General features: G+C 44.5%; 25 protein-coding genes and 2 pseudogenes. 16 read left to right on the forward strand and 11 right to left on the reverse strand.

Annotated features, from left to right (window positions below):
* The first annotated feature begins 16 nt into the window (after nt 1-16).
* From MRK00_06250 to MRK00_06300, 11 genes and pseudogenes are all read left to right on the forward strand, one after another.
* Nucleotides 17-199 (forward strand): hypothetical protein, encoded by a 183-nt coding sequence (locus MRK00_06250; GenBank protein ID MDR4516972.1) that lies wholly within the window; start codon nt 17-19, stop codon nt 197-199.
* Nucleotides 200-366: 167 nt separating this feature from the next.
* Entirely contained in the window at nt 367-603 is a 237-nt protein-coding gene (locus MRK00_06255) for a hypothetical protein (GenBank protein MDR4516973.1), read from the forward strand.
* Nucleotides 604-661: 58 nt separating this feature from the next.
* Nucleotides 662-1725: pseudogene (locus MRK00_06260) on the forward strand (IS5 family transposase).
* A 529-nt stretch (nt 1726-2254) separates the two neighbouring features.
* Nucleotides 2255-2506 (forward strand): antitoxin, encoded by a 252-nt coding sequence (locus MRK00_06265; GenBank protein ID MDR4516974.1) that lies wholly within the window; start codon nt 2255-2257, stop codon nt 2504-2506.
* A complete protein-coding gene (locus tag MRK00_06270) occupies nt 2506-2820 on the forward strand; it encodes a type II toxin-antitoxin system RelE/ParE family toxin (protein MDR4516975.1) in 315 nt (104 codons plus the stop codon). The genes MRK00_06265 and MRK00_06270 overlap by 1 nt, the downstream gene beginning before the upstream one ends.
* Nucleotides 2821-3033: 213 nt before the next feature.
* Nucleotides 3034-3219, forward strand: coding sequence for a hypothetical protein (locus MRK00_06275; protein MDR4516976.1), 186 nt, complete (start codon nt 3034-3036; stop codon nt 3217-3219).
* Nucleotides 3220-4049: 830 nt separating this feature from the next.
* Complete coding sequence (locus tag MRK00_06280) at nt 4050-4220, forward strand: CCRG-2 family RiPP (protein MDR4516977.1); 171 nt, start codon at nt 4050-4052, stop codon at nt 4218-4220.
* A 238-nt stretch (nt 4221-4458) separates the two neighbouring features.
* Complete coding sequence (locus tag MRK00_06285; protein MDR4516978.1) at nt 4459-5706, forward strand: HlyD family secretion protein; 1248 nt, start codon at nt 4459-4461, stop codon at nt 5704-5706.
* Between the two features lie 9 nt (nt 5707-5715).
* Nucleotides 5716-7854, forward strand: a complete 2139-nt coding sequence (locus tag MRK00_06290; protein ID MDR4516979.1) for a peptidase domain-containing ABC transporter — start codon at nt 5716-5718, stop codon at nt 7852-7854.
* Nucleotides 7855-8076: 222 nt separating this feature from the next.
* Complete coding sequence (locus MRK00_06295; protein ID MDR4516980.1) at nt 8077-8262, forward strand: hypothetical protein; 186 nt, start codon at nt 8077-8079, stop codon at nt 8260-8262.
* A gap of 215 nt (nt 8263-8477) precedes the next feature.
* The gene (locus tag MRK00_06300) at nt 8478-8645 is read left to right on the forward strand and encodes a hypothetical protein (GenBank protein MDR4516981.1); all 168 of its coding nucleotides are present in this window, start codon (nt 8478-8480) and stop codon (nt 8643-8645) included.
* A gap of 234 nt (nt 8646-8879) precedes the next feature.
* Here the strand turns inward: MRK00_06300 and MRK00_06305 are convergent, their stop codons facing one another.
* The 8 genes and pseudogenes from MRK00_06305 to MRK00_06340 all read right to left on the reverse strand — a co-directional run bounded on the left by MRK00_06305 (nt 8880) and on the right by MRK00_06340 (nt 17727).
* Nucleotides 8880-9065: a hypothetical protein gene (locus MRK00_06305; GenBank protein MDR4516982.1), complete on the reverse strand. Its 186-nt coding sequence runs from the start codon at nt 9063-9065 to the stop codon at nt 8880-8882.
* Between the two features lie 509 nt (nt 9066-9574).
* Nucleotides 9575-10638, reverse strand: a pseudogene (locus MRK00_06310) (IS5 family transposase).
* A 158-nt stretch (nt 10639-10796) separates the two neighbouring features.
* Nucleotides 10797-12026, reverse strand: a complete 1230-nt coding sequence (locus MRK00_06315; protein ID MDR4516983.1) for an IS701 family transposase — start codon at nt 12024-12026, stop codon at nt 10797-10799.
* A 581-nt stretch (nt 12027-12607) separates the two neighbouring features.
* Nucleotides 12608-13003, reverse strand: a complete 396-nt coding sequence (locus tag MRK00_06320; protein MDR4516984.1) for a DUF4062 domain-containing protein — start codon at nt 13001-13003, stop codon at nt 12608-12610.
* A gap of 44 nt (nt 13004-13047) precedes the next feature.
* Nucleotides 13048-13662: a hypothetical protein gene (locus MRK00_06325; protein MDR4516985.1), complete on the reverse strand. Its 615-nt coding sequence runs from the start codon at nt 13660-13662 to the stop codon at nt 13048-13050.
* A 30-nt stretch (nt 13663-13692) separates the two neighbouring features.
* Entirely contained in the window at nt 13693-15120 is a 1428-nt protein-coding gene (locus MRK00_06330) for a protein kinase (protein MDR4516986.1), read from the reverse strand.
* A gap of 35 nt (nt 15121-15155) precedes the next feature.
* Complete coding sequence (locus MRK00_06335) at nt 15156-16007, reverse strand: Stp1/IreP family PP2C-type Ser/Thr phosphatase (protein MDR4516987.1); 852 nt, start codon at nt 16005-16007, stop codon at nt 15156-15158.
* Between the two features lie 7 nt (nt 16008-16014).
* Nucleotides 16015-17727, reverse strand: coding sequence for a trypsin-like peptidase domain-containing protein (locus MRK00_06340; protein ID MDR4516988.1), 1713 nt, complete (start codon nt 17725-17727; stop codon nt 16015-16017).
* Between the two features lie 306 nt (nt 17728-18033).
* Here MRK00_06340 and MRK00_06345 point away from each other — a divergent pair, with 306 nt between their 5' ends.
* Nucleotides 18034-18513 (forward strand): disulfide bond formation protein B, encoded by a 480-nt coding sequence (locus MRK00_06345; GenBank protein MDR4516989.1) that lies wholly within the window; start codon nt 18034-18036, stop codon nt 18511-18513.
* A gap of 102 nt (nt 18514-18615) precedes the next feature.
* Complete coding sequence (locus MRK00_06350; protein ID MDR4516990.1) at nt 18616-18810, forward strand: hemin uptake protein HemP; 195 nt, start codon at nt 18616-18618, stop codon at nt 18808-18810.
* Here the strand turns inward: MRK00_06350 and MRK00_06355 are convergent.
* The gene (locus tag MRK00_06355; GenBank protein MDR4516991.1) at nt 18739-18924 is read right to left on the reverse strand and encodes a hypothetical protein; all 186 of its coding nucleotides are present in this window, start codon (nt 18922-18924) and stop codon (nt 18739-18741) included. The genes MRK00_06350 and MRK00_06355 overlap by 72 nt on opposite strands.
* A 2-nt stretch (nt 18925-18926) precedes the next feature.
* On the opposite strand from MRK00_06355, the gene MRK00_06360 reads away from it, so the two are divergent.
* The 3 genes from MRK00_06360 (at nt 18927) to MRK00_06370 (ending at nt 20830) form a co-directional block, all read left to right on the forward strand.
* Nucleotides 18927-19481: a DUF2325 domain-containing protein gene (locus tag MRK00_06360; GenBank protein MDR4516992.1), complete on the forward strand. Its 555-nt coding sequence runs from the start codon at nt 18927-18929 to the stop codon at nt 19479-19481.
* Between the two features lie 45 nt (nt 19482-19526).
* Nucleotides 19527-20513 carry a multicopper oxidase domain-containing protein gene (locus MRK00_06365; protein MDR4516993.1) on the forward strand — a complete coding sequence of 329 codons (987 nt, stop codon included), beginning with the start codon at nt 19527-19529 and terminating at the stop codon, nt 20511-20513.
* Nucleotides 20514-20635: 122 nt separating this feature from the next.
* Nucleotides 20636-20830: a hypothetical protein gene (locus tag MRK00_06370; protein MDR4516994.1), complete on the forward strand. Its 195-nt coding sequence runs from the start codon at nt 20636-20638 to the stop codon at nt 20828-20830.
* A 76-nt stretch (nt 20831-20906) separates the two neighbouring features.
* On the opposite strand, the gene ssb is transcribed toward MRK00_06370, so the two are convergent.
* Together ssb and MRK00_06380 are read right to left on the reverse strand one after the other, a co-directional pair.
* Nucleotides 20907-21356, reverse strand: a complete 450-nt coding sequence (gene ssb / locus MRK00_06375; protein ID MDR4516995.1) for a single-stranded DNA-binding protein — start codon at nt 21354-21356, stop codon at nt 20907-20909.
* Nucleotides 21340-22722 carry an MFS transporter gene (locus MRK00_06380; protein MDR4516996.1) on the reverse strand — a complete coding sequence of 461 codons (1383 nt, stop codon included), beginning with the start codon at nt 22720-22722 and terminating at the stop codon, nt 21340-21342. Before MRK00_06380 ends, ssb begins: the two co-directional genes overlap by 17 nt.
* Between the last annotated feature and the right edge of the window lie 24 nt (nt 22723-22746).

Raw genomic sequence — 22746 nt, forward strand, 5'->3', positions numbered from 1 at the left:
AACTTGATGCCCTTATATGTCCCGGATTCCACAAGTTCTGTCCGGGCTACTTGCTGGTGACACAAAAACAGAGACCATTTTTATACTCGGCCGCAAGCCAGCAACCCTCAAGCGGCGCATGTTCAATAACAGTTTCGCACTGTATTTTCAGGATTTGGTCGCTGCGGGTGGCCCTGATCTGCATTATTGGTTACCATGACTTACTTGCTAGCGGATTATAGTTGATGCGTGCTATTGTTGGTGGTGTATACGGGAATTGCAGAGTAACCGGGGTTTGGCTAAAGGGGAGTGTGTGTGAATGCAAGATTTGAACCCGATTCTACGATTCTAGGTGTCAATTAATTTTATGTTTATTGGGGATTCTATATGGAAAGTGGAAAACTTGAAAAAATCAAGTCTAGCGATTCAAAAAATGAAGTAGTCGCCCGTGTACCAAAAGAACAATTAAAATCACTTTTTTATTTGTTTGCTGGTAAACCAGATTCGAGAATTCAAGTATTTGAAAGTGCAGTCCATCTTAAACCAAATGACATAAGGGCATCTCTAAAAATTGATATTACAAGACAGGGTAATTCAGGAAGGGAAGCCATTTTTCATAGTTAGTGTATAATAACACATTGTTTATTATAGTTAATAGTCATATTCACTGATATAGGATTCCATCATGCAATTCAGTTTTTTTGACCTTGAAAATCGCTATGAACAGCTAAGCAAGCTAAGAGATCCGCTTGAAGAACTGAATCGCATGATCGACTGGAATTTATTCGCTGATCTTCTCAGGGAGACGACTACGAAGCCTAGGAAAAGCGCGGCTGGTCGCAAACCCTTTGATCGGGTGATGCTATTCAAGATGCTGGTATTGCAAAGAATGCATAATCTGTCGGATGACCAGTTGGAGTATCAAGTACGGGATCGATTGAGTTTCATGCGTTTTTTGGGGCTTGATTTGGCGGGGGTGGTACCGGATGCAAAAACGATGTGGGCGTTTCGGGAGGAGTTGAAGGAGAATCAACTGATTGAACGGCTATTTGCGAGATTTGCTGAATGTTTACGGGAGCTGGATGTTGAGCTGAAGTCAGGTCAGATCATTGATGCAACTTTTGTGACGGTTCCCAAGCAACGTAATACGCGTGAGGAGAACAAGATCATCAAGGAAGGTGCGATTCCGATTGAATGGGGGCAAAATCCTCACAAGCTGGCACAAAAAGACATTGATGCGCGTTGGACGAAGAAGAACAACGAATCGTTTTATGGTTACAAAGATCACGTGAATGTGGATCAGTGTACCAAGTTGATAACCCATGGGAATTTACATCAGCGGAAGTTCACGATAGCCAGGTTTTGGCAGAAGTGCTGCAATCCCCTAAAGAGGGAGGGACTGATGTTTACGCGGATTCAGCCTATCGCAGCGAAGCACAGGAAGAAATTCTGGCTACTTCTGGACACACGAGCCGCATTCACGAAAAAGGTGCTCGCAATCATCCACTCACGGACACGCAAAAGTTTGGCAACAAAAAGAAATCACAGGTGCGCGCACGGGTTGAACATGTATTTGGTTCGATGACGAATGAACTGGGTGGAATCACTATTCGTACCATAGGGCTTATGAGAGCAAAAGTACAAATAGGCTTGCTCAACCTCGTTTACAACATTAAGCGTGTGGTGACGTTGATTCGCAAAAGATGTTTCAGTTTCGACAGGGTTATTACGCCCAGAATTGCCTAAAATAGGAAAAACGAGAGGATAACAACCCAAAACGCCTTGAACTGAGCAATAATCAAATTCTTGAACAGAAAAATATCGGGAATCGAACTAATCGTTCCCCGGCTTGGAAAAATTCTCTTTATATAAGGTATTTTTAGAGATGCCCTTTATTAATGTAGTTAGCAGTTTGGTTGCTGCATGGATGGCCGCAAAATATTTTCCACCAATTTCATGAAAAACTTCTTTCTAGAATCTACCCACGAAATTCGGCGTCACGTCAGGTCTTGCATTGCAACCTTCAAGCAGCGTACGGCACTCCGGATGATGCAGGACGGGGACGGCATTTCAAGTTTAGCAAACCAGAATCCCGGCCGCCGATCCCAAGAGCCACATATCTATACTAACAGCTTGAGATACGACTTGTCATCCTGCAAAATCCAATGGTAGTCCTTAATTCCATTTGACCCCAATTCCACACAAATGAACATATGTTCATTTGTTCATGTCATGCTACAATTTTATTGTGATTAATAGTGCAGGGAGAAAGGAGATGATCCGTTTATCTATCGATCTGACGCCAGAGCAACATCAAAAGATCAAAGCCATCGCTGCTATGCAAGGCAAATCAATAAAGGAATATGTACTGAATCAAATTCTGCCCACATCCTCCGATGAAGAAATGGCATTGCAGGAATTAGAGGCTTTTCTGGATGAACGCGCTAAATCAGTACAGACTGGAAAGGTAAGCCAGAAATCGGTTAAAGAAATTTTTCAGGAAGTCTATAGTGAAAGCGCCAAGTAATGCCAGATTACAGACTCACTACGCATGCTGAACAAGATTTGAGAGACATTGCTCGTTACACGATAGATAAATGGGGAATGGCTCAGACTGAACGTTATGAGGAAATACTGTCAAAACGATTCCAAGTGATTGCGCAGGGAGTTGTTACACCAAGAACACTTTTAAAAAGAAGACCTGATTTACTGTTTACGCATTGTGAACATCATTATATTTTCTACCTGCAATCTGAAAACAGTGCGAATCCAATAATTGTAGCAGTGCTGCATGAACGTATGGATCTCATCCGAAGGCTCAAAAATCGATTGGTAACATAAAGCTGGCACTGCCATGATGTTGCGAATTAATTGCGCATTCAGGTCTTGCAATACAACTCGCATTCGACTGCCATCACTCAATAGGCACCCCGGCGCAATTGTCGTGCAGGCTAGAATAATCGAATAACACGAATCCGATACGCGCCTCTGCATTGTTTACGCTTCTTGTCTCTCTGGTAGCGACAGTCTCGTTTGAGTGCTTTTCCCGGTAGAATGAAGTGTTCCGCTCACTTCACTCTTGCCGCGATAACCGCGATCACATACCGCTTGGCGGGCCGCTTTGCCACGCGATGTTTCAACATGCTGAAGTATTTCCGGCAACGTATGGCTGTCATGCTGGTTTTGTTCATGGCTGACAACGCCGACGATGATATTGCTTCGCGCTGTACAGGCGATTGATGCCTTGCTGCGGCAGCGTCCTGCTGAGCTCCCGTATCAAAATACCCGCAATGGTTCTCAACCGTTTCAGCGCACGCTTGGCCTTGGCTGTTTCTTGGCGTCAGTTTTCACCCCTATAGAGCCAGTCCAATTTCACCATAATGGAACCAGTGAAATTTCACTATAATAGAGCCACTTAATTTTCACCATAATGGAGCCATTCGATTTGGTCGCATTGGCTGGATCTAGGGTTCGGATTTTTTGTCACTGCTGGTTATCTGTTGATTTTTTATCTCCATTTTGTCTAACCTGAAAATTGCACCAGTTGCTGGAATTTAAACGCCGAATTGTTTTGAATTGAGCGTGCTCGCGACCGCAGGCGCAGTTATTCTGCGGCTAAGAGAGCATGTGCGTTCAATTTAAAACAAGGCAAGTTAAAAACCAGCAAGTTACACCGTGGGGACAAACTGTACTTTTTCATCATTTAACGAAATGTAATCATAATGACGATTACAAGCTAAAACCTAACGTACTGGTGCAATATTCAAGTTATCGCCGTTAACGAATTTTAAGTCCTCAGTTTTCTGAAAATTAAACGATATCTGATAACCACACAGTACCAGAATCACTTTCATCACTCAGGGCGTAGCAATGCTTTCATCACTATTAACGCCAAAACAGCAACGCAAATAGTTTTTCAACGGACTGTTAAAGGAAAATTAGGATTTATCGTCATGATGAAATGCTCTGGCCAACATGTGAAGAAAATCACATTCTAAACATTCAACTTCAAGTATCTTTTACTGAACTTGCAATTATGCAAGTTAATTTTAACTAAATGGAGCATTATTATGAATGAATTAACAATTAACGAACTTGAAAGTGTAGCCGGCGGTGCTTACTATTTTAGATGGTCAACAGCCCCGACGCGTACGTCAGATGAAGGAGTCGTAATGAAGGGTATTGAGCTTAAAGATGGCGGCTTCTATGATCACGACGAGGGCACATGTAATCCGTATTAGAGCTAAGCAACGCCCCTTCTATGCCAGAGGGGGCTTAAGAGTCTTGTGTTAAATTCATGGAACATGGAGATTGTATCACTTCTTTATCAATCAGTTACTTTATAAAACTTATTACTTGCACGTGATGTGGTGATGTGCAAATGCCCAGTCTTTTTTTTGTTTGTAGAAATCCATATTTTTGCGGCGCACTTTGTTAAACTGCGTGCGTGTGCATCGTAGATTTTTGTAAAACCTGTTCATGAATAAAAAATTATTCCGATCCGAGGCTTTAACACATCGAGAAGAGTGCCTGTACGGCGAAGTGCTTATTGCCCGATCACTCACTATCCGGTTTCTGGTGTGGATCTCTGTACTGTTTGCTGTCGCAGTTGCCTGTTTTATATTCTGGGGTCAACACACCCGGAAAGAGCATGTCTTGGGCTATCTAATACCAACACAAGGGATGATCAGGCTCTTCACTCCCCAAACCGGGATTGTTTTGGAAAAATTTGTCACTGAAGGTCAAATCGTCAAAAAGGGTGAACGATTGTTGGTTATATCCAGCGAACGGGCAACCGAGATTACCGGGGAAGCGCATGCAACTATGCTTTCAGAAATCAGGCAACGGCGTGACAGTCATATACGAGAACTCAGTAAACAACAAGAAATCGATATATTTACGGCCGATAGCATCGCTGGTCGTATTCGTGGATTAGAAACTGAAATACGTCAGGCAGAAGCTCAATTGACGCTTTTATCTAAACGTGTGGTGAGCGCCGAACGGAATGTGGGGCGCCATGAGAAATTGCTGAAGCAGGGATTTATCTCTGAAGCCGCTGTGCAACAAAAGGAAGAGGAATTAATCGATCAACAAAACCTATTGATTCAAGTACAGCAGAATATTACCAGCCTGACCCGAGAACTAGATACAGCACATATGGAACTTTCCTCTTCCAGACTAAGAGGTGCCAATAATAGCGCGGCGATAGAAAGGCAAATCTCAGAACTCGAACAACAATTAACAGAAGCGGATACACGCCGCAGTATTGTACTGACCGCGCCGGCAGATGGCACCGTTACCACGATTCTGACTGAAACAGGACAGACAGTTAATCCGGAACAGCTGTTACTTTCTATTTTGCCTGTTGGCGCTCAGCTACAGGCGCAGTTACTGGTTCCAACACGTGCAGTGGGTTTTATTAAACCAACCCAGCAAGTTTCATTGCGTTACCAGGCATTTCCTTATCAGCGCTTCGGGCATCATCTGGGTGAAATTGTAGAAGTTGGACGAACCGCGATCCAACCCAATGAATCCAGCTTACCTGTAAACATTCAAGAACCGGTATATCGCGTGACGGTTCGCTTGCCCCAACAACAAATTCAGGCTTACGGTCAGGCAATGCAACTCCAGGCAGGCATGTTACTGGATGCAGACATTCACATTGATCGGCGTCGCCTGATCGAATGGATTTTTGACCCACTATTATCTATTAGCGGTCGACTATAAGCTGCCGGTATGCTTAACTTTTCTCTAAGGCAACGCGCGCCCGTCATCCTGCAAAATGAAGCAGCAGAGTGTGGATTGGCTTGCTTGGCAATGGTAGCCGGTTATCATGGTCATCAGATTGATCTCGCCACTTTGCGCGCGCGTCATACTATTTCACTACGTGGTTCGACACTTGCCGATTTGATACAACTTGCTGGACTACTCAAATTTAACTCGCGTCCCTTGCGACTTGATCTTGAACACATGCCTGAGCTCAAATTGCCCTGCGTGCTCCATTGGGACTTCAATCATTTTGTCGTGCTCACTAAGGTATATAGCAATCGTGTGTTAATACAAGATCCGGCGATTGGTGAACGCGAACTGCCAATAGCGGAATTTTCCAAGCATTTTACGGGCATCGCCTTAGAGTTGACACCGACAAATGAATTTATACCTCGCGTTGATATTCGCAAGGTCAAGCTGACGTCTCTTATCGGACGTATGCAGGGTATAGGTAGTACCGTGGCACAGGTGTTGATATTGGCCTTGGTGCTACAGTTCTTTGCTATCCTGGCGCCCTTCTATATGCAGTGGATTGTTGATCAGGCGTTAGTAACGCAAGATTATGATCTTGTTACAGTGCTTGGAATAGGGTTTTTGTTGCTTGCCGTGGTTCAAGCTAGCGTAACTGCTTTACGCGCATGGATTTTGATGGTGCTGGGCACAACGCTTAACCTGCAAATGATCTCTAATATGTTCCAGCATTTAATTCGGTTGCCGATGAGCTGGTTTAACAAACGTCATATTGGCGATATCGTATCTCGTTTCGAATCGCTTAATGTGATTCAACGCACACTGACAACCGGGTTTCTGGAGGCTCTAATCGACGGGGTAATGGTCATTGTTACTTTCTGCGTGATGTTGTTCTATAGTCTTCAACTCACACTGGTTGCCTTGATCGCGGCAAGCTTATATGCATTATTGCGTTTTGCCCTTTATCGCCCTTTACGTCTGGCAACTGAAGAACATATTGTGCGCGGCGCAAAACAACAAAGTCACTTTATAGAAACCGCACGCGGAATGCAAAGCATCAAGCTTTTTGCTCACGAAGTGCCTCGTACAGCTGCCTGGCAAAATCTGGTTGTCGATCAATATAATGCAAGCATTCGCACTCAACGTTTGGGTATTCTATATCAGGGTTTAAACGGCCTTTTGTTCGGCATCGAAAATGTAATCACAATCTGGCTGGGTGCTTTGCTTGTGCTGGATACAGCAAATGGTGCTGGCTTCTCGATAGGGATGCTATTTGCCTTTGTGGCGTATAAAACACAGTTTGTACAACGGGTTGCAGCATTGATAGAAAAAGGTATAGAGCTGCGCATGCTCGGACTGCATACTGAACGTGTGGGTGATATTGCGCTCACTATCCCCGAACCGCATGATGATTCAAGCATCTCCAAATCGATTCCGCTTGAAGGACGTATCGAGGTCAAGAATGTAACTTTCCGGCATACGGAAACAGACCCTTTGGTGTTACAAGATGTGAGTTTCAGTGTGCAAGCTGGCGAGTCGATAGCTATTGTTGGTCCATCAGGTTGCGGCAAGACAACTTTGGTTAAACTAATGCTTGGCCTTTTGCATCCTAATGACGGTACAATTGAAGTGGATGGCCAATCACTTAGCCGCATTGGCGTAAAGTACTATCGCAACCACGTTGCCAGTGTAATGCAGGATGATCAACTGTTTGCCGGGTCTATTTCTGAAAATATTTGTTTTTTTGACCCCCGACCTGATTTCGAACGTATCGAAGCTTGCACTCGACTTGCTTCAATCCATGATGACATTGCCGCCATGCCGATGCAGTACAACACGCTGGTAGGTGACATGGGAACGGTGCTTTCAGGCGGTCAAAAACAACGGTTACTTCTAGCACGCGCATTGTATCGTCAACCAAAGATTTTATTTCTTGATGAAGCAACAAGCCATCTGGATGTGGCACGCGAAAGCAGTGTGAACGAGGCTATCAGCAAACTGAAATTGACGCGAATTATTGTTGCACACCGTCCCGAGACTATAGCGAGTGCGGATAGAGTGATAACGCTCAGTGATGGAAAGGTTATAAGTGATGTTTCTGCTATTCATTCTATTCAAAGTAAGGAGACAAATTGATTTGCATCCCAAGGAGAAAATTATGGTTATTCAGAATCAAAGTTCTAGTCTCATTATTTGCCTATATCTTTTTACTTTAAATTCCAACAGTTACTCGTTCTCAACAGGTTCAAATCTTCTGATTGCAAATTATCAATTTATTATTTACTATTGGCAAATGGTTAGAAATGTCCTTATAACCAGTAAGTTGTTTGGAATCAACAAATAATGAGGTGAATACGCATGAACACAAAAACTGAAAATTTGAACGTGCCCTTTTCTAAACCTCAAGCAGAGGCAACTGAAAAAAAATTAGCCCCAACAACCTCTGTAGTCGAATTAACAATGAACGAAGTAACAACTATCAGCGGGGGTGCAGGAGGCCTTTTTTTCACCTCCCCCCTCACGATGCCCAAGGCTTTCGCTTAGAGAAAGGTTATTGACACAAGAATAAGGGTAAACAGCATAGCTCTGGCAAACCGTGGATCGAAATGGAGAAGTGCTTGATGTGTATCTCTGCAAGCTTACAGGGGTGGGACTACCGCTAAGTTTTTTGCAAGCTTGAACCTTATGAATGTAAGTATAGTTTTTTAGATTATTATTTTTTTTATCTGTATGTAAATCAACAAATTAAAGGATTAATTATGAATACAAAACTCGACAATCCAAACACACTCTTTTCAGAATCAAATAATGAAAACGTTGTCAATGAAATTGAAATTGTTGATGAGAACGAATTAAAGTATGTAAGTGGTGGTGGCGTTGCTTTATTTGGCTCAACTTATACGCAAACACACATTTCGGGTAATTAATTTTAGCTCCGATTTTATCTGCAAGCAGTTGAAATTTGATCAAGGGAAAACAGCACTTATCTGTAAATCATCCACAAGATTGGTCTTGTTTTCCCTCTGCTAACAAAAATTGGGATCATGCATTGCAACATTCACAGGTTCTACTATCAAATTTCACAATAAACCAGCAAGTTCAAGTTTCATTCCTCAGGTCAAGCCGGTTTTCTATTCTTTCCAAACGTTCCATAATTCTGTCTATTGATGCCTGTTGGCGAGCGCCAGTTCATCACCGACAATGATTTCTCGACGCACTAGGGATAAACTGTTATCCAAAGAGGATAGCCTGAGCTTTACTTCTTTCATATCATCGGCAATGAGATCGACACGCCCCCGAATATGTCTAAGGTGCTCCAAAACAAGATTCTGACTGTCTTCGCTCATAGTTCTTTCTCATATAAAGGGTGAAAAGCTGATGCCTCATAAAAGTATAGGAAAAATAAATACTTTTAGTATTATGAAAGTACCAAAAACGTAATCTGCCGTCAAATATTTGAATCCTCATTCAGCCCCCGCATTCAACCAGTCTGACTCGCAGTGGTACCATCAGGTCTTGCATTGATACATTCTCAGATAATCGTCAGGCCTATTGTGTAGGCTATAATTCTAGATCCGAACACCCCGCAGTATAACCGGATTGGTTGTCTGCTTACACCGAAACTACTTTACAATACGCTTGCCAAATACTTGTCTGCCGGTTAAATAACCTACGCCAAAGCCGGGGTTTACCTATCATAAATTATCTTATGGGCATCTCTAAAAATACCTTATATAAAGAGAGTTTTTCCAAGCCGGGGAACGATTAGTTCGATTCCCGATATTTTTCTGTTCAAGAATTTGATTATTGCTCAGTTCAAGGCGTTTTGGGTTGTTATCCTCTCGTTTTTCCTATTTTAGGCAATTCTGGGCGTAATAACCCTGTCGAAACTGAAACATCTTTTGCGAATCAACGTCACCACACGCTTAATGTTGTAAACGAGGTTGAGCAAGCCTATTTGTACTTTTGCTCTCATAAGCCCTATGGTACGAATAGTGATTCCACCCAGTTCATTCGTCATCGAACCAAATACATGTTCAACCCGTGCGCGCACCTGTGATTTCTTTTTGTTGCCAAACTTTTGCGTGTCCGTGAGTGGATGATTGCGAGCACCTTTTTCGTGAATGCGGCTCGTGTGTCCAGAAGTAGCCAGAATTTCTTCCTGTGCTTCGCTGCGATAGGCTGAATCCGCGTAAACATCAGTCCCTCCCTCTTTAGGGGATTGCAGCACTTCTGCCAAAACCTGGCTATCGTGAACTTCCGCTGATGTAAATTCCCATGGGTTATCAACTTGGTACACTGATCCACATTCACGTGATCTTTGTAACCATAAAACGATTCGTTGTTCTTCTTCGTCCAACGCGCATCAATGTCTTTTTGTGCCAGCTTGTGAGGATTTTGCCCCCATTCAATCGGAATCGCACCTTCCTTGATGATCTTGTTCTCCTCACGCGTATTACGTTGCTTGGGAACCGTCACAAAAGTTGCATCAATGATCTGACCTGACTTCAGCTCAACATCCAGCTCCCGTAAACATTCAGCAAATCTCGCAAATAGCCGTTCAATCAGTTGATTCTCCTTCAACTCCTCCCGAAACGCCCACATCGTTTTTGCATCCGGTACCACCCCCGCCAAATCAAGCCCCAAAAAACGCATGAAACTCAATCGATCCCGTACTTGATACTCCAACTGGTCATCCGACAGATTATGCATTCTTTGCAATACCAGCATCTTGAATAGCATCACCCGATCAAAGGGTTTGCGACCAGCCGCGCTTTTCCTAGGCTTCGTAGTCGTCTCCCTGAGAAGATCAGCGAATAAATTCCAGTCGATCATGCGATTCAGTTCTTCAAGCGGATCTCTTAGCTTGCTTAGCTGTTCATAGCGATTTTCAAGGTCAAAAAAACTGAATTGCATGATGGAATCCTATATCAGTGAATATGACTATTAACTATAATAAACAATGTGTTATTATACACTAACTATGAAAAATGGCTTCCCTTCCTGAATTACCCTGTCTTGTAATATCAATTTTTAGAGATGCCCTTATGGTTTTTAATTAGTTCTACTTTGTCAGATTACCCAAAAGCCACTTTTCGCCTAGCAAAAGACTTTTTAGCGCTGAGCCGTCGCCGGTGCCGCTTATGAATAACATCTGCCAGATCCTCGGTGGTAAGTTGTCTTTTTGGCAGCATGTGCGCTAATGCGGTCACCAGGTCATTGAAGGATAACATCGGCCATTGCTTGCGCCCAAGCATCTTTTGCTTGACCAAGAATAGCGTTGCCAGCATGACTAGCGCCATGTGATGATGCCATGCATCCCACCGGCGCACTTGATAATCAGCCATGCCACATTCGCTTTTTGCTTCATGAAAGCTGTGCTCAATGAAGAAACGCTGCGCCTGTACTTGCGCCAGTTGCTGTAACGGTGTTTCAAGTGACGCGTTGGATAAGCTATAATGCGATATTTCGCTAGCGCCAACCTCCCGCTTTGCCAGCAAGTGCCAGCGATGCGCTTGTTTCTCGCTGCCATCCCATACCCATACAAATGCATGAAGATATTCCGCTTCCAGCATACCTTTCTCGCCTTCGCGCAGTTTAATGCGCCGCCATACTGCATCCGGCTGCTCTGATACCCATTGATCAACACGTATCGCCTCAGATTGTGCTTTCAGGCGTTTCGGTTGCCTGCCACGGCTATTCCAGGCAGGAATGCCCGGTTTTGGGTCTTCAAGATAAACCATCTGCCGACAGTGAACATCAGCGACAAATGTGCAGCCAAGTTTATCAACACCACGCAAGAAAGCAGGATCCTTGCCATAGCCGCCATCAATGCCGACATAACCAAAACGCACACCGCGTTGTTTGGCTGTTTCGATCATTGATAATGCAATCTCGCATTTGCTTTGATAATACTGGCATGCCTCAGGTATTGCTGCTTTCTTGCAACGATCCGAATCGCTCATCCAATGTTGTGGCAAATACAGGCGCGCATCAATCAAACTGGCCATGCTGTTTTGGCACAAACTGGCAAATACACCAACCTGACAATTGTCTACCTTACCAAGACGGCCATTCCATTGTCGGGAAACACCTGCTGATGATTCGCCTTTCTTCGCAAAAGCGCTTTCATCGATAATCAAAACAGCAGCAGAACCACCCAACAACGCATCCGTCTCAATCGCAATCTGCTCGCCAAATCCATTCCAGTCAATCGCGTCTGATGTCAGCATGTGTTGCATCGCCTGGTGGTCAACTTCATTGACTTCGCCCATGCGTAACATATTTGCTCGTTCAGATTGAAACAGTCCACGCAGGTAGCCATAGAATGTCGCTGACGCATCGCGCGTCGCCGATACAAAAAATGATGAAAATAACGATAAATGTGCGCTAAGCGCTTCTGGAAGCCCCTGAAGGGCAAATTGGAGTGACCGTTTAGTATTTTCACGACATGATCGTGATTAATAATTATTAAACAAAGTGTTATTATACATCAGTTTGATACACTTTTGGGGTCATTTGAATCTGACAAAGTAGAATTAGTCGACACTGAAAAAGGATATTTTGAAAATTCAACTGGACAGAATTTCAGCCAGAAATTATTTATCTTATCGTCACATTTTTCTTCAGAAATTTTCAGAGGCAATGCTTATTTTTGCTGCAAAAAACAGCCAAAGAATGGTCAATAGCCTGTTTCAGATTCCAGGCGTAATCAGCTTCAGCAGGTTGATTCGATCACCGATCGTGCTTTATAGTCTACTAATGTGGACTAGACCTTTGTCTGAAAATGTATTAATGCAAGACTTGGTACTGTTTGTTCCTGTTTGTTCTGGGTAATGTTTGTTTAGGTTGCTGAGCCGGAGCAATAGTTTTTTAAACTGCTCGATTTTCAGTTGCAGTGCGAGAACACGTTTTTCCAGTTCCTCGCGGGTGTTGATCTGTGTGTATTCGTGGTCGGTGTCCAGCAAGCGATTACGGTGCGCCTGTTGCAGCGCACGCCGTTTATCATCTTCGGGTTTATGCGCATCGTAGGAAAATCCTCGCTGCAGACGAACACATAGACCGGCTCGCCGCCGTAAGCGATGCCTGCGACATGGATCACGGCATGACACGCGGTGATTTTCTCGCGCAGTTTTTCCTGCACCCGCCTGGCATCAGGCGGAAAATTGGTCTGCTCAACTGGCGCATAATGCAGCGTCAGCAGCGCTTCCTTGATCAATTGCCTGCAGCTGCCAAGGTTGCTAGTCGCGGCGCTGATGAAGATTTCAGACCGGGGTGCGGTCATGAGAATCTGGCGATACGGTGCTGCCTCACTTTAATTCGGGAATATCAGATGCTTACAGCACTGGCCAGATCCCTCATGCTGCGAGCGAGGTATATGACGTAGCCGTCTCTGAGCGAATTATCCACTTCCGTACTAACGCCAATGCTGCGGATGTCCTGCAAAACTGCTGGCGGAATATCCGCCGGATAAGCAACATGGACGAGGCCGCCGGTTTTGACCGCTTCATTTTTCGCCACGGTCAGTTGCTGTTTGATGGTGGGTGATAACTGGTTATTGATCTCTACTTTATCGCTGGACAGCGCCATTTTTTGCACGTCGATCTGTTTCCTGGCTTCGCCGTTTTCGATCACTTCAGAGACCTTGACAGCTTCAGTCTGTGCGCCGGTTTGCTTCTGCCAAGTTTCGGACTGCTGGCTGACCGATTGCGTGTACGGGTCGCTGGCGAGCATATGCGCTGCAACACCGCCAACAAGCGCGCCCAGGCCTGCACCAATAGCCGCACCCTGCTTGCCGCCAATCAACGCGCCGATGCCGGCGCCTGCCAATGCGCCCAAACCTGTGCCAACAGCAGTTTGCTGACCTTGCGACATGTTATGGGTATTGGCGCAACCACCCAGAAAAACGGCCATTAATGCGATTGCGAGAATAAACTTTTTCATCATTTTCTCCTTATGAATAAGACTAGCATTTTAGTTTTCCCCAAAAAACCCTTTCGCCCATTCGCCGATATCCTCGTCGTCATTTGGCTGTGGCGCAGCCGGTGACGTTTGCTGGCGGACTGGTGCAGGTTGTTCCGTGCGTTGAGACGTTGCTTTTCTGGGTTGTGTTGTTTCCACGGTACGGACAGGCTGCATGTTCTTAATGCTTTCTGGTTTACGTACCGGAATTGGAATCTGGCCTGTTTTGGGTGTGGCAAAATCGGAATCGTCAATATCTGTGAACGGCTCAACTTCCTCCAGATCGGGCAGGGGTTGACCGAGTCCGGGGTCAGGAATCAAGGCCAATTGTGGAATTTTTGCGTCTGAAAACTCTGGCTGAGGTTGCGGATCCATTGGGGCATAAGATTCATAATCTACCGGAGCAGACAGATCATCTGACAATAGATTCGGCGGCGGCGAGCTGGTAATCTGTTGTTGCGTGGATTGTTCCGGTTGTATAGCTGCTGTTTGTGGCGCTGTATCCGGTGCGGTTGTATCCATATGCCACAAGATGAAAACACCACCTGGAACCAGAAGTGCGACAGCTATGACGACAGCCGGATAGTTTTTCCAGAAATACGCCAAACTGCCAGGGGATTTAGGTTCGTGCCCCGATTCACGTACCAGTTGCTGCAACGCCGTACTAAATTCCTTCGCGCTGGTAAACCGTTTTGCAGGATCCTTCTCTACTGCCTGTAGTACGATTTTTTCCAGTTTTGCCGGAATTTCCGGTTTTAATTTTCGCAGTGCGCGCGGTTTTTCCTTGATCTGTGCATTCATGAGCTCAAATTCGGTCGTTCCTGTGAAAAGTGTATTCCCTGTTAGCATTTCATACAGCACTGCACCGAGGGAATAAATATCCGACCGTGCATCACCTTCTTTTCCCTGGATTTGTTCGGGCGGAGTATACTCTAGAGTACCGATGAAATTTCCCGTTTTGGTCAACCGGGCTTTTCCCAGTATTCTGGCAATGCCGAAATCCATGATTTTGACCGTGCCCTGGTCATGCACCATAATGTTGCTGGGTTTAAGATCCCGATGAACAATGCCTAATTGATGCGCATATTCGAGCCCTTCTAAAGCGGCAATCGCATATTCCACAGCCTTGCGCCAGGGAAGCGCCCCATTTTGCAGGATTTTCTCCAGTTCTTTGCCTGGGACAAATTCCAGCGCCATATAATATTGGTCATTTTCCTGGCCAAAGTTATAAAGTGTTGTGATATTGGAGTGATTCAACCGGCCGGTCGCAATCGCTTCCGATTTGAAACGATCAACGATTTCCTGACGGTTGATCAGTTCCGGACGCATCAGCTTGATTGCCACCTCGCGCTCCAGCATAGTGTCCAAGCCTTTATAGACTTCCCCCATTCCACCTTCACCGATTTTTTCGATGATTTTATAAGGTCCAATTACATCCATGGTTTTATCTGTTCTCAATAATTTAGAATCGTTATCTACACGCGAGTAATCGGTGTTCTTAGATTCGCTTCGGTTTCTTGCACAATCCGGATAATAATTACTGAAATGTTATCATGGCCGCCTCGCTCATTGGCCAGTCTAACCAGTTCTTCGCAGGCCTGCTGCGCCGGATACTTCATTGAAATATCCAGTATTTCCGTATCATCAACCAGATCATAAAGGCCGTCAGAGCACAATAAAAAACAATCTCCGATTTTTATGGGTAGTGGTGTGTACGGTAATTCAACAAATACTTTCCTTTCTGTACCGACAGCATGGGTAATAATATGTTTTTCTGGATGGTTTTTTGCCTGTTCGGCATCAATCAGTCCCTGCTGCAGCATTTCGGCTACCAGGGTATGATCTTGTGTAAGCTGGTGTAATCCGTTTTCGTGCATATAGTAAAGCCGGCTGTCTCCAGTATGTGCAAAATAGGCCATGGATTTATGTAACGCCAACACAACAAGCGTTGTTCCCATGCCGTGGTGTTTAGGATCATCTTGCGCCTGTGTATAAATTGCGCAATTGGCCATGTCAAATACCCGACTTAACGCCTGATCTGGAGCGTGTTTGTCCAGTCTAAAATAGTTCTGTTGGATTGTCTCAACTGCCGTACGGCTGGCGATTTCACCTGCCTGATGACCGCCCATGCCATCAGCAACAATGGCAATACAGCCCTGGCCGTCCGGTAATTGAAACACACCGATATTATCCTGATTGATTGAGCGGGTGAGGCCTTTGTCGGTCAATAAACCGATTTCCATTTGATAGTCAACCGGCGTGTGACCGGTGATTTTTGTAAACCTGGGAACATTCCTGAGAAAACGTTCCCATAGTTCAGCCAACATTGACATTTTAATTAATGGTTCTTTGGACACCCATGATGTCCTGAGCATGCTTAATGGGAACGGCAAAAGTAATCATGGCGCCCTGATGTTGCCGCATTGCGGTAAAAATCCCAATTACACTGCCTTTATCATTGAATACCGGACCTCCGCTATTACCTGGTCCAGTAGCGTTCACAGTCAGTTGATACGAATCTCCGGCCATGCTCAAGTATTCACTGACCGATTCGGAGGGATTGCTTGCCGTATTGGAAAATACTTTGCCAACATTTCCGGTTGTTACTGTCGGTTCAGGCACTGAACGAATCTCGCCTCTGCGATTTAAAAAATCCTGAGACTCCAGTTTCACCAAAACATCAGGAGAAATACCTGGATAACCCATGACTGTAATTTGATCGCCAGCAGAAACTGGTGTTACTGGATCTATTTGAACAGCCTGCAACTGTTGGGGCACATCTACTTTAATCAACGCGACATCAGCGGTATCAGAAACGCGTACCAGATTGGCGGGAATTCTCAGAGAAGATTTGGGAAATGTGACCTCAAGAAAATCGTGTCTGCCATGTACGACCTTACCTTGAATTGATAGTTGCTTATATATTTCAGATGGTATCCAGTCCGGCATAGCTTTCACAACTGGATCATTTTCATTAATGATTCTGGGATCGCATTTTTGGTTGCCAGTACATACAAGTAATCCTGGAAATTGAAAAGAATAGCTTGTCTCCCAGCCTGCAGCAACATGGCGATTCGTCAGAATAAACCCCTGACCATGTACTACAAATCCAGTGCCTGTTCCGATTCCTCCAATCGGCCTACCCGAATCAAAGTTCAATGCGGGTGTCAATTTACCATTGTTGTACTCATAAACTGGGCCAGCTTTCTGGCATTGACCATTCGATTGTTTTTCGATACATGTCAGTGTCTGATATACCTGCTCGCCTGAGTCAACATGTATGAGTTTCCAGCTAGTCTCGATGTAAACAGTCGATGGGCCGTACAATCGCGATATTTCAGTAGCCGACATGGGCGCACTGGCTCTTATTTCTTCCAGTTGCCGCGCTTGTTCAGCTTGAGCTGCAGCCATATTCGTATCGAATGTATTCTGCAATTCCTGTTTATCTTGAGCGCCTTGATACCAGAAATAACCCACGACAAGTGCTATTACGGTAAAAATGCCGGCACTGATATTGATCATTCTTTTTCGGGTGCTTGTTTCTGCCTGACTTACCCTGCGTTCTAATGTTGCATGACCAATACCCTGTTTAACCGGTGTGGTTGCGTGTATTGTGCTTTTTTCTTCGGTATGTATTGCTTTACTCTGAACAGTTTCACGTTGTTGAGTTGGCATTGCTGCAGAAGGACTTTCAGCCTGGCGTGTTTTCTTTGCAACCGGAGGTGGATCCATTTCAAAAACAAATTTTGGACCATCTTTGCCGAGCTGAACTGTATCTCCAGATTGTAAAGTTACTGATTCGGTTACTTTTTGTCCATTAACAAATGTGCCATTGCTACTGTTCAAATCGGTGAGTAAAAACTGATTATTATTATCTGGCGTAATTTGTAAATGTGTACGGCTGACAAGATCATCTTTTTCTGGATCATATTTGACTTGGCAACTTTCTTCCGAGCGCCCAAAAGTTAACGTATTAAAGGGCATTTCAAAGGTTTCAGTTTGATCGGCTTTGGTTCCGGTGATGTGTTTTATGACTATTTTTTGCATCCGTACATTCCTTGTTAGTTAACAGTTTGGCCTGAACATGAATTAGAAAAATGGCTCAATGATTGAATATGTTTTGAATCCTTGGATGACCATATACGAGAATGTCCAATTCTACAATACGTTATTTACAGTTGTTAAGTTTTACATAAAATAAGAAATAAAAAATTTTTCATTGCGGATACAATCTGGATCGTTGCAATCCTGTTAAAATTACGCGAACTTATCCTGTTTTTATGTTCAATTAAAGAACAGTTTAAAATAGCGATAATAATCTATTGCTAACTAATCAAAAGTCTGCGAGATACCATGCGATTGCTTTTCCTGTTTGTATTTCTGACATGTGCGGGACTGCTTGGCTACGCCCAGTACTTGCAACATGTTGAAAACCTGTTGCCCTGTCCGCTCTGCGTGGCGCAACGGCTGGCGTACTGGGTACTCGGGTTGACGGCATTACTTGCATTTATTCGTAATCCCCAGTTGCTTGCGCGCAAGATTTATGGTTTTTTCATGACGGTTTTTGCGTTGATCGGCGCAGTTGTGGCATTCCGCCAATCCTGGCTGATTCGTTACCCTGAATCGTTTGAGTGCGGTATCAGTCCGGAAGAAGCCTTTCTCAATTCGTTACCGATTGCACAATGGTGGCCGGGAATGTTTGAAGCGAACGGTGATTGCACTGATGTCGACTGGGAGTTTCTGTCTTTGACAATACCGGACTGGTCATTCCTCGCTTTTGTGTGTCTTGGGGTATTATCGGTGTATGTTTTATTGGTCGGAAGAGAAGGATAATTTCAGTTCATTTTTTCTTCAAAATATTTAGTTTAATGCTTGCATTCTATTTTTTTATTGATATAATGATAATCATTCTCATTCGCGTTAATAAAAATAGTTATGGGCAATTTAGTCAAAATTTCGGCACAACCGGACATTCCAGTTACCCCACATTTAACCGCTTTACCGGTACAGGACAAGATTATAGATAGCAGCACTTTGTTTATCCGGGGCAATGTCGTGTTAATTCAACATCGCGGTGATTGTTATGTATTGCGACGAACGCGCAATGGTAAGTTGATTCTGACTAAATAAAACAAAGTTTTTTTTTGCCGTTGGGGTTGGCCCTTTCTCCTTTGACCACGGCACTTTGGCAAGCCAGCCTGTTCCTTTCCAGGCAAGCCAGCCTTTTTTGTCAGGAGATTTCACATATGAAATTCATGAAGAAATTGGTCTTTGATTTGGTATCGCCTGCTACAGGACACGCAGCAGTCCCGATTTCACCTTTCTTTGTTTTAGCCCGCTTCGAAACACTGTTTGACACGGCTTTACGTGGGATGAACAATGTTGCTCGGAAAGCAAACACGATTAGCCTCGCTTCAACTAAAAAAACATCCGCTGTTTCGATACCGCTTATCAAAGCATCTACGCCTGTTTTCGACAAGCGCGATGCACATTTGGCGGGGCGGTCTGTGCTCTGTGTCGGTGGACAAGAGCACTTGTATCCGGCTTATCGCCAGATTGTAGAAGATGCTGGTGGTCATTTTCTGAGTTTCCACAGTCGTCTGGATACGTCCTTAAGCGAGTTGCACAAATTGCTGAACATTTCTGATATGGTCATCTGCCCGATAGACTGTATCCGACATGAAGCTTTCTTTGTAACGAAACGCTACTGCGACCGTTTCCGCAAACCTTGCGTTATGTTGGATAAGTCCAGAGTCACGACGTTTTATAATGGTATTCGGATGTTAAAGAATTTACAATGACATGAAATGTTCAATTGATTTTATATTCTAGAGAAAAAATGCATCATGGCCTCAATAGGTTTTCGTTCTATTTTTCTTAATGTTGTTTTCTTGATACTTGCAGGGACAGCATTCTCGTCACAGGCAGCCATTCGAGAATACTGGATTGCCGCAGAAAAAATGCCCTGGAATTATGCACCCAGCGGAAAAAACCAGATTGCTGAAAAAGATGGACTGGATGTCTGGGGCGAGACACTTGTCTATCAGAAATACCGTTATGTGGGCTATCACGATAAGGATTTTTCCAAACCCATATCACAGCCTGAATGGATGGGCATCCTGGGTCCGCAAATCCGTGCCGAAGTCGGGGATACGGTCAATGTCCATTTTCTGAATAAAACCGACCGGCCGCTTTCAATACACCCGCATGGCATGCTTTACGACAAGGATAACGAGGGTGCCGACGGCGGCAAGGGCGCGCTGGTTTTGCCGCAGAAACGATATACTTATACCTGGATTGTTGATGAAGCATCCGGCCCGGGTCCTAATGATCCATCTTCTATTGTCTGGCTTTACCATTCGCATGTGATGGCGGAAGAGGAAATGAACCTGGGATTGGTTGGCACGATTGTGGTGACACGGAAAGGAATGGCGCGCTCAAGTGAAGACCCGTCGCCCAATGATGTCGATCGAGAATTTACCGCGTTATATATGATTTTTGATGAAGAAGACGGGGAAGAAAGCGGTCTGAAACATGCCGTTAATGGCCGCATTTTTGGCAACCTGAGTGGATACGAAACCTATCTGGGAGAAAAGGCGCGCTGGCATATTGTTGCTTTGGGTAACGAAGAGGATAATCATACTATTCATTGGCATGGACAGACGGTTCTACATCATGGACGTCGAACCGATGTTATTGAGGTCATGCCAGCCAGCATGGCGACCGTCGATATGGTCACGCGCTCACCCGGAAACTGGTTATTTCATTGCCATGTCAATGATCATATGATGGCAGGGATGTCGACACGATGGATTGTCCATAATCCACAATAATTCAACCAAAGGGCCACAGTCTATCGATTTTATTCTCAGAATTATCAAGCAGACAAATTAAAGTTTCTTTTGATTAAGTCGTTGAAAGATTTTTCCAACCTTTGATTGTTGAGTTCTGTACTATGAGAATAAAAGTAAACTTTAAATCCGGCCATCAACAGACTTTTATTGTTCCAAAGACTATGCTTGCAACGGATTTCCGCCATTTGGCAGAAGACATTGGTGGCAAAATAGAAAATATAGAATTTTCATTAACAAATAACCCTGGCAATTTATACGATTCAGAACTTAAAGAGCCACTGCTGTCACCCGAATAAACAAACCAAAAAGACGCGATACTCCCTGGTTTATGTGATGCAACACATTATTCCAGGGAAAGCATCTTACTTCTCCCTAGAACGGAATATCATCTTCCATATCATCAAATCCATTGTTGTTTCTATTGGTTGAAGACTGGCCAGAAGCGTGCTCATTGCCCTCCTTGCCGGATGAATCAAAACTGTCACTGCCTGAACGGCTTCCGAGCATTTTCATGTCAGTAGCGATGACTTCTGTTGTATAACGATCCATGCCGTTTTTATCGGTCCATTTTCGGGTCTCTAGTTTTCCCTCAATATAGACTGAGCGCCCTTTCTTCAAATACTCACCGGCAATTTCAGCCAATTTCCGGTAAAAAGTAACACGATGCCATTCTGTTTTTTCCTGTTTCTCGCCATTTTTGTCTTTCCAGACTTCAGTTGTCGCCACTGTAATGTTGGTTACCGCATCGCCGCTAGACATATATCGCGTCTCGGGGTCTTTGCCCAGGTTTCCGATAAGAATCACTTTATTGACTGATGCCATTTGGTTCCTCCTCTTTTTCGCCCAGCAATTTATTAACGCCTTCTTCGTCAAATCCTTTCATGTCAACTTTCAAGTAAGCCACTCTTTCATTGGCTAGCACCAATGCCTCGCGCACACCGGTCAATCCCGCGAGCTGCTGCGACAAACGCTGAGCTGCTGCGTTATTCATTTCCAGTACATGATACATTTTTGAGCGCACTGCTGCAGGTGCTTTCATGGTATATGCAAAAATTAACCACATCACCAAAAGCCCGCTGCAAAATATATACAGTGCAGAACTGCCATGATGTTCTATCAAATATCCGCCAACTGCGGCCCCGACGAATGCGCCCAGAAACTGTGTGCTACTGTATACACCGATTGCAGTACCCTTGGCGCCCACAGGAGCAATTTTAGAAATCAATGAGGGCAAGCTGGCTTCGAGCAAATTAAATGCCGCAAAAAATATGAATAAAGCTGAAGCCGTGCCAAGAATCGACCCTGCAGTCATTGCCAAAGCCACTTGTCCGCAGAGTAATAATGCAATTGCTGCGACAAAAACTTGCTTTAATTTGGCTTTCTTTTCACTGTAAATAATCGCCGGAATAATGAGTATCATGGAAAAGATTAAAACCGGCAAATAAATTTGCCAGTGATGATCAACGGCCATACCGGCTTCACGTAACGTTAACGGCACAGTCAACCACAGCGCCATGAGTGTGGCATGAAGCGCGAAAATGCCATAATCTAAACGCAGTAATTGGGTATTCCTTAACACGCTACCGAAGCTGTCAGCCGAAGTTTCGGTATCGGAATGGAAACGACTGATAAGCGGATCGGGAATCAGTTTTTTAACAATGAAAATGGCGGCAATCGCCAATACGCCCGTCATGGCAAAAATGCCGGGCACGCCGATCCATTGATTCAGTGCGGGTGCTATAATTAGCGATAGTGCAAAAACAGTTCCAATAGTCATGCCTATAACCGCCATCGCCTTGGTGCGGTGTTCCTCGCGCGTCAAATCGGCGGCTAACGCTATGATGGCCGCAGATATAGCGCCCGCGCCCTGGATAATACGTCCAAAAATCACCCAGTAAATATCGGTTGCCAGAGCAGCGATAAAACTGCCAATGGCGAATAATATCAGGCCCAAATAGATCACCGGTTTGCGTCCGATGCGATCAGACAACCAACCCATCGGAATTTGCAGTATAGCCTGTGTAAGTCCATAAGCACCCAGAGCAATCCCAACCAAAGCATAGTTGTTGCCACCGGGTAAATGCTCTGCATAAAAAGCAAAGACAGGCAGAATGATAAATAATCCAAACATGCGCAAACCATAGACACTGGCCAGTCCGGCCGTAGCCCGCAATTCGGTTTGTGACATTTTTTCAGATGAAATTGAAGCAGA

The sequence above is a fragment of the Nitrosomonas sp. genome (genome assembly GCA_031316255.1).
Taxonomy (GTDB): domain Bacteria; phylum Pseudomonadota; class Gammaproteobacteria; order Burkholderiales; family Nitrosomonadaceae; genus Nitrosomonas.

Excerpts from the sequence above, each read along its gene's own strand:
- MRK00_06250 (MDR4516972.1), top strand. The coding sequence starts at position 17 with ATGTCCCGGATTCCACAAGTTCTGTCCGGGCTACTTGCTGGTGACACA.
- MRK00_06255 (MDR4516973.1), top strand. The coding sequence starts at position 367 with ATGGAAAGTGGAAAACTTGAAAAAATCAAGTCTAGCGATTCAAAAAAT.
- MRK00_06265 (MDR4516974.1), top strand. The coding sequence starts at position 2,255 with ATGATCCGTTTATCTATCGATCTGACGCCAGAGCAACATCAAAAGATC.
- MRK00_06270 (MDR4516975.1), top strand. The coding sequence starts at position 2,506 with ATGCCAGATTACAGACTCACTACGCATGCTGAACAAGATTTGAGAGAC.
- MRK00_06275 (MDR4516976.1), top strand. The coding sequence starts at position 3,034 with ATGAAGTGTTCCGCTCACTTCACTCTTGCCGCGATAACCGCGATCACA.
- MRK00_06280 (MDR4516977.1), top strand. The coding sequence starts at position 4,050 with ATGAATGAATTAACAATTAACGAACTTGAAAGTGTAGCCGGCGGTGCT.
- MRK00_06285 (MDR4516978.1), top strand. The coding sequence starts at position 4,459 with ATGAATAAAAAATTATTCCGATCCGAGGCTTTAACACATCGAGAAGAG.
- MRK00_06290 (MDR4516979.1), top strand. The coding sequence starts at position 5,716 with ATGCTTAACTTTTCTCTAAGGCAACGCGCGCCCGTCATCCTGCAAAAT.
- MRK00_06295 (MDR4516980.1), top strand. The coding sequence starts at position 8,077 with ATGAACACAAAAACTGAAAATTTGAACGTGCCCTTTTCTAAACCTCAA.
- MRK00_06300 (MDR4516981.1), top strand. The coding sequence starts at position 8,478 with ATGAATACAAAACTCGACAATCCAAACACACTCTTTTCAGAATCAAAT.
- MRK00_06305 (MDR4516982.1), bottom strand. The coding sequence starts at position 9,065 with ATGAGCGAAGACAGTCAGAATCTTGTTTTGGAGCACCTTAGACATATT.
- MRK00_06320 (MDR4516984.1), bottom strand. The coding sequence starts at position 13,003 with ATGACCGCACCCCGGTCTGAAATCTTCATCAGCGCCGCGACTAGCAAC.
- MRK00_06325 (MDR4516985.1), bottom strand. The coding sequence starts at position 13,662 with ATGAAAAAGTTTATTCTCGCAATCGCATTAATGGCCGTTTTTCTGGGT.
- MRK00_06330 (MDR4516986.1), bottom strand. The coding sequence starts at position 15,120 with ATGGATGTAATTGGACCTTATAAAATCATCGAAAAAATCGGTGAAGGT.
- MRK00_06335 (MDR4516987.1), bottom strand. The coding sequence starts at position 16,007 with ATGTTGGCTGAACTATGGGAACGTTTTCTCAGGAATGTTCCCAGGTTT.
- MRK00_06340 (MDR4516988.1), bottom strand. The coding sequence starts at position 17,727 with ATGCAAAAAATAGTCATAAAACACATCACCGGAACCAAAGCCGATCAA.
- MRK00_06345 (MDR4516989.1), top strand. The coding sequence starts at position 18,034 with ATGCGATTGCTTTTCCTGTTTGTATTTCTGACATGTGCGGGACTGCTT.
- MRK00_06350 (MDR4516990.1), top strand. The coding sequence starts at position 18,616 with ATGGGCAATTTAGTCAAAATTTCGGCACAACCGGACATTCCAGTTACC.
- MRK00_06360 (MDR4516992.1), top strand. The coding sequence starts at position 18,927 with ATGAAATTCATGAAGAAATTGGTCTTTGATTTGGTATCGCCTGCTACA.
- MRK00_06365 (MDR4516993.1), top strand. The coding sequence starts at position 19,527 with ATGGCCTCAATAGGTTTTCGTTCTATTTTTCTTAATGTTGTTTTCTTG.
- MRK00_06370 (MDR4516994.1), top strand. The coding sequence starts at position 20,636 with ATGAGAATAAAAGTAAACTTTAAATCCGGCCATCAACAGACTTTTATT.
- ssb (MDR4516995.1), bottom strand. The coding sequence starts at position 21,356 with ATGGCATCAGTCAATAAAGTGATTCTTATCGGAAACCTGGGCAAAGAC.
- MRK00_06380 (MDR4516996.1), bottom strand. The coding sequence starts at position 22,722 with ATGTCACAAACCGAATTGCGGGCTACGGCCGGACTGGCCAGTGTCTAT.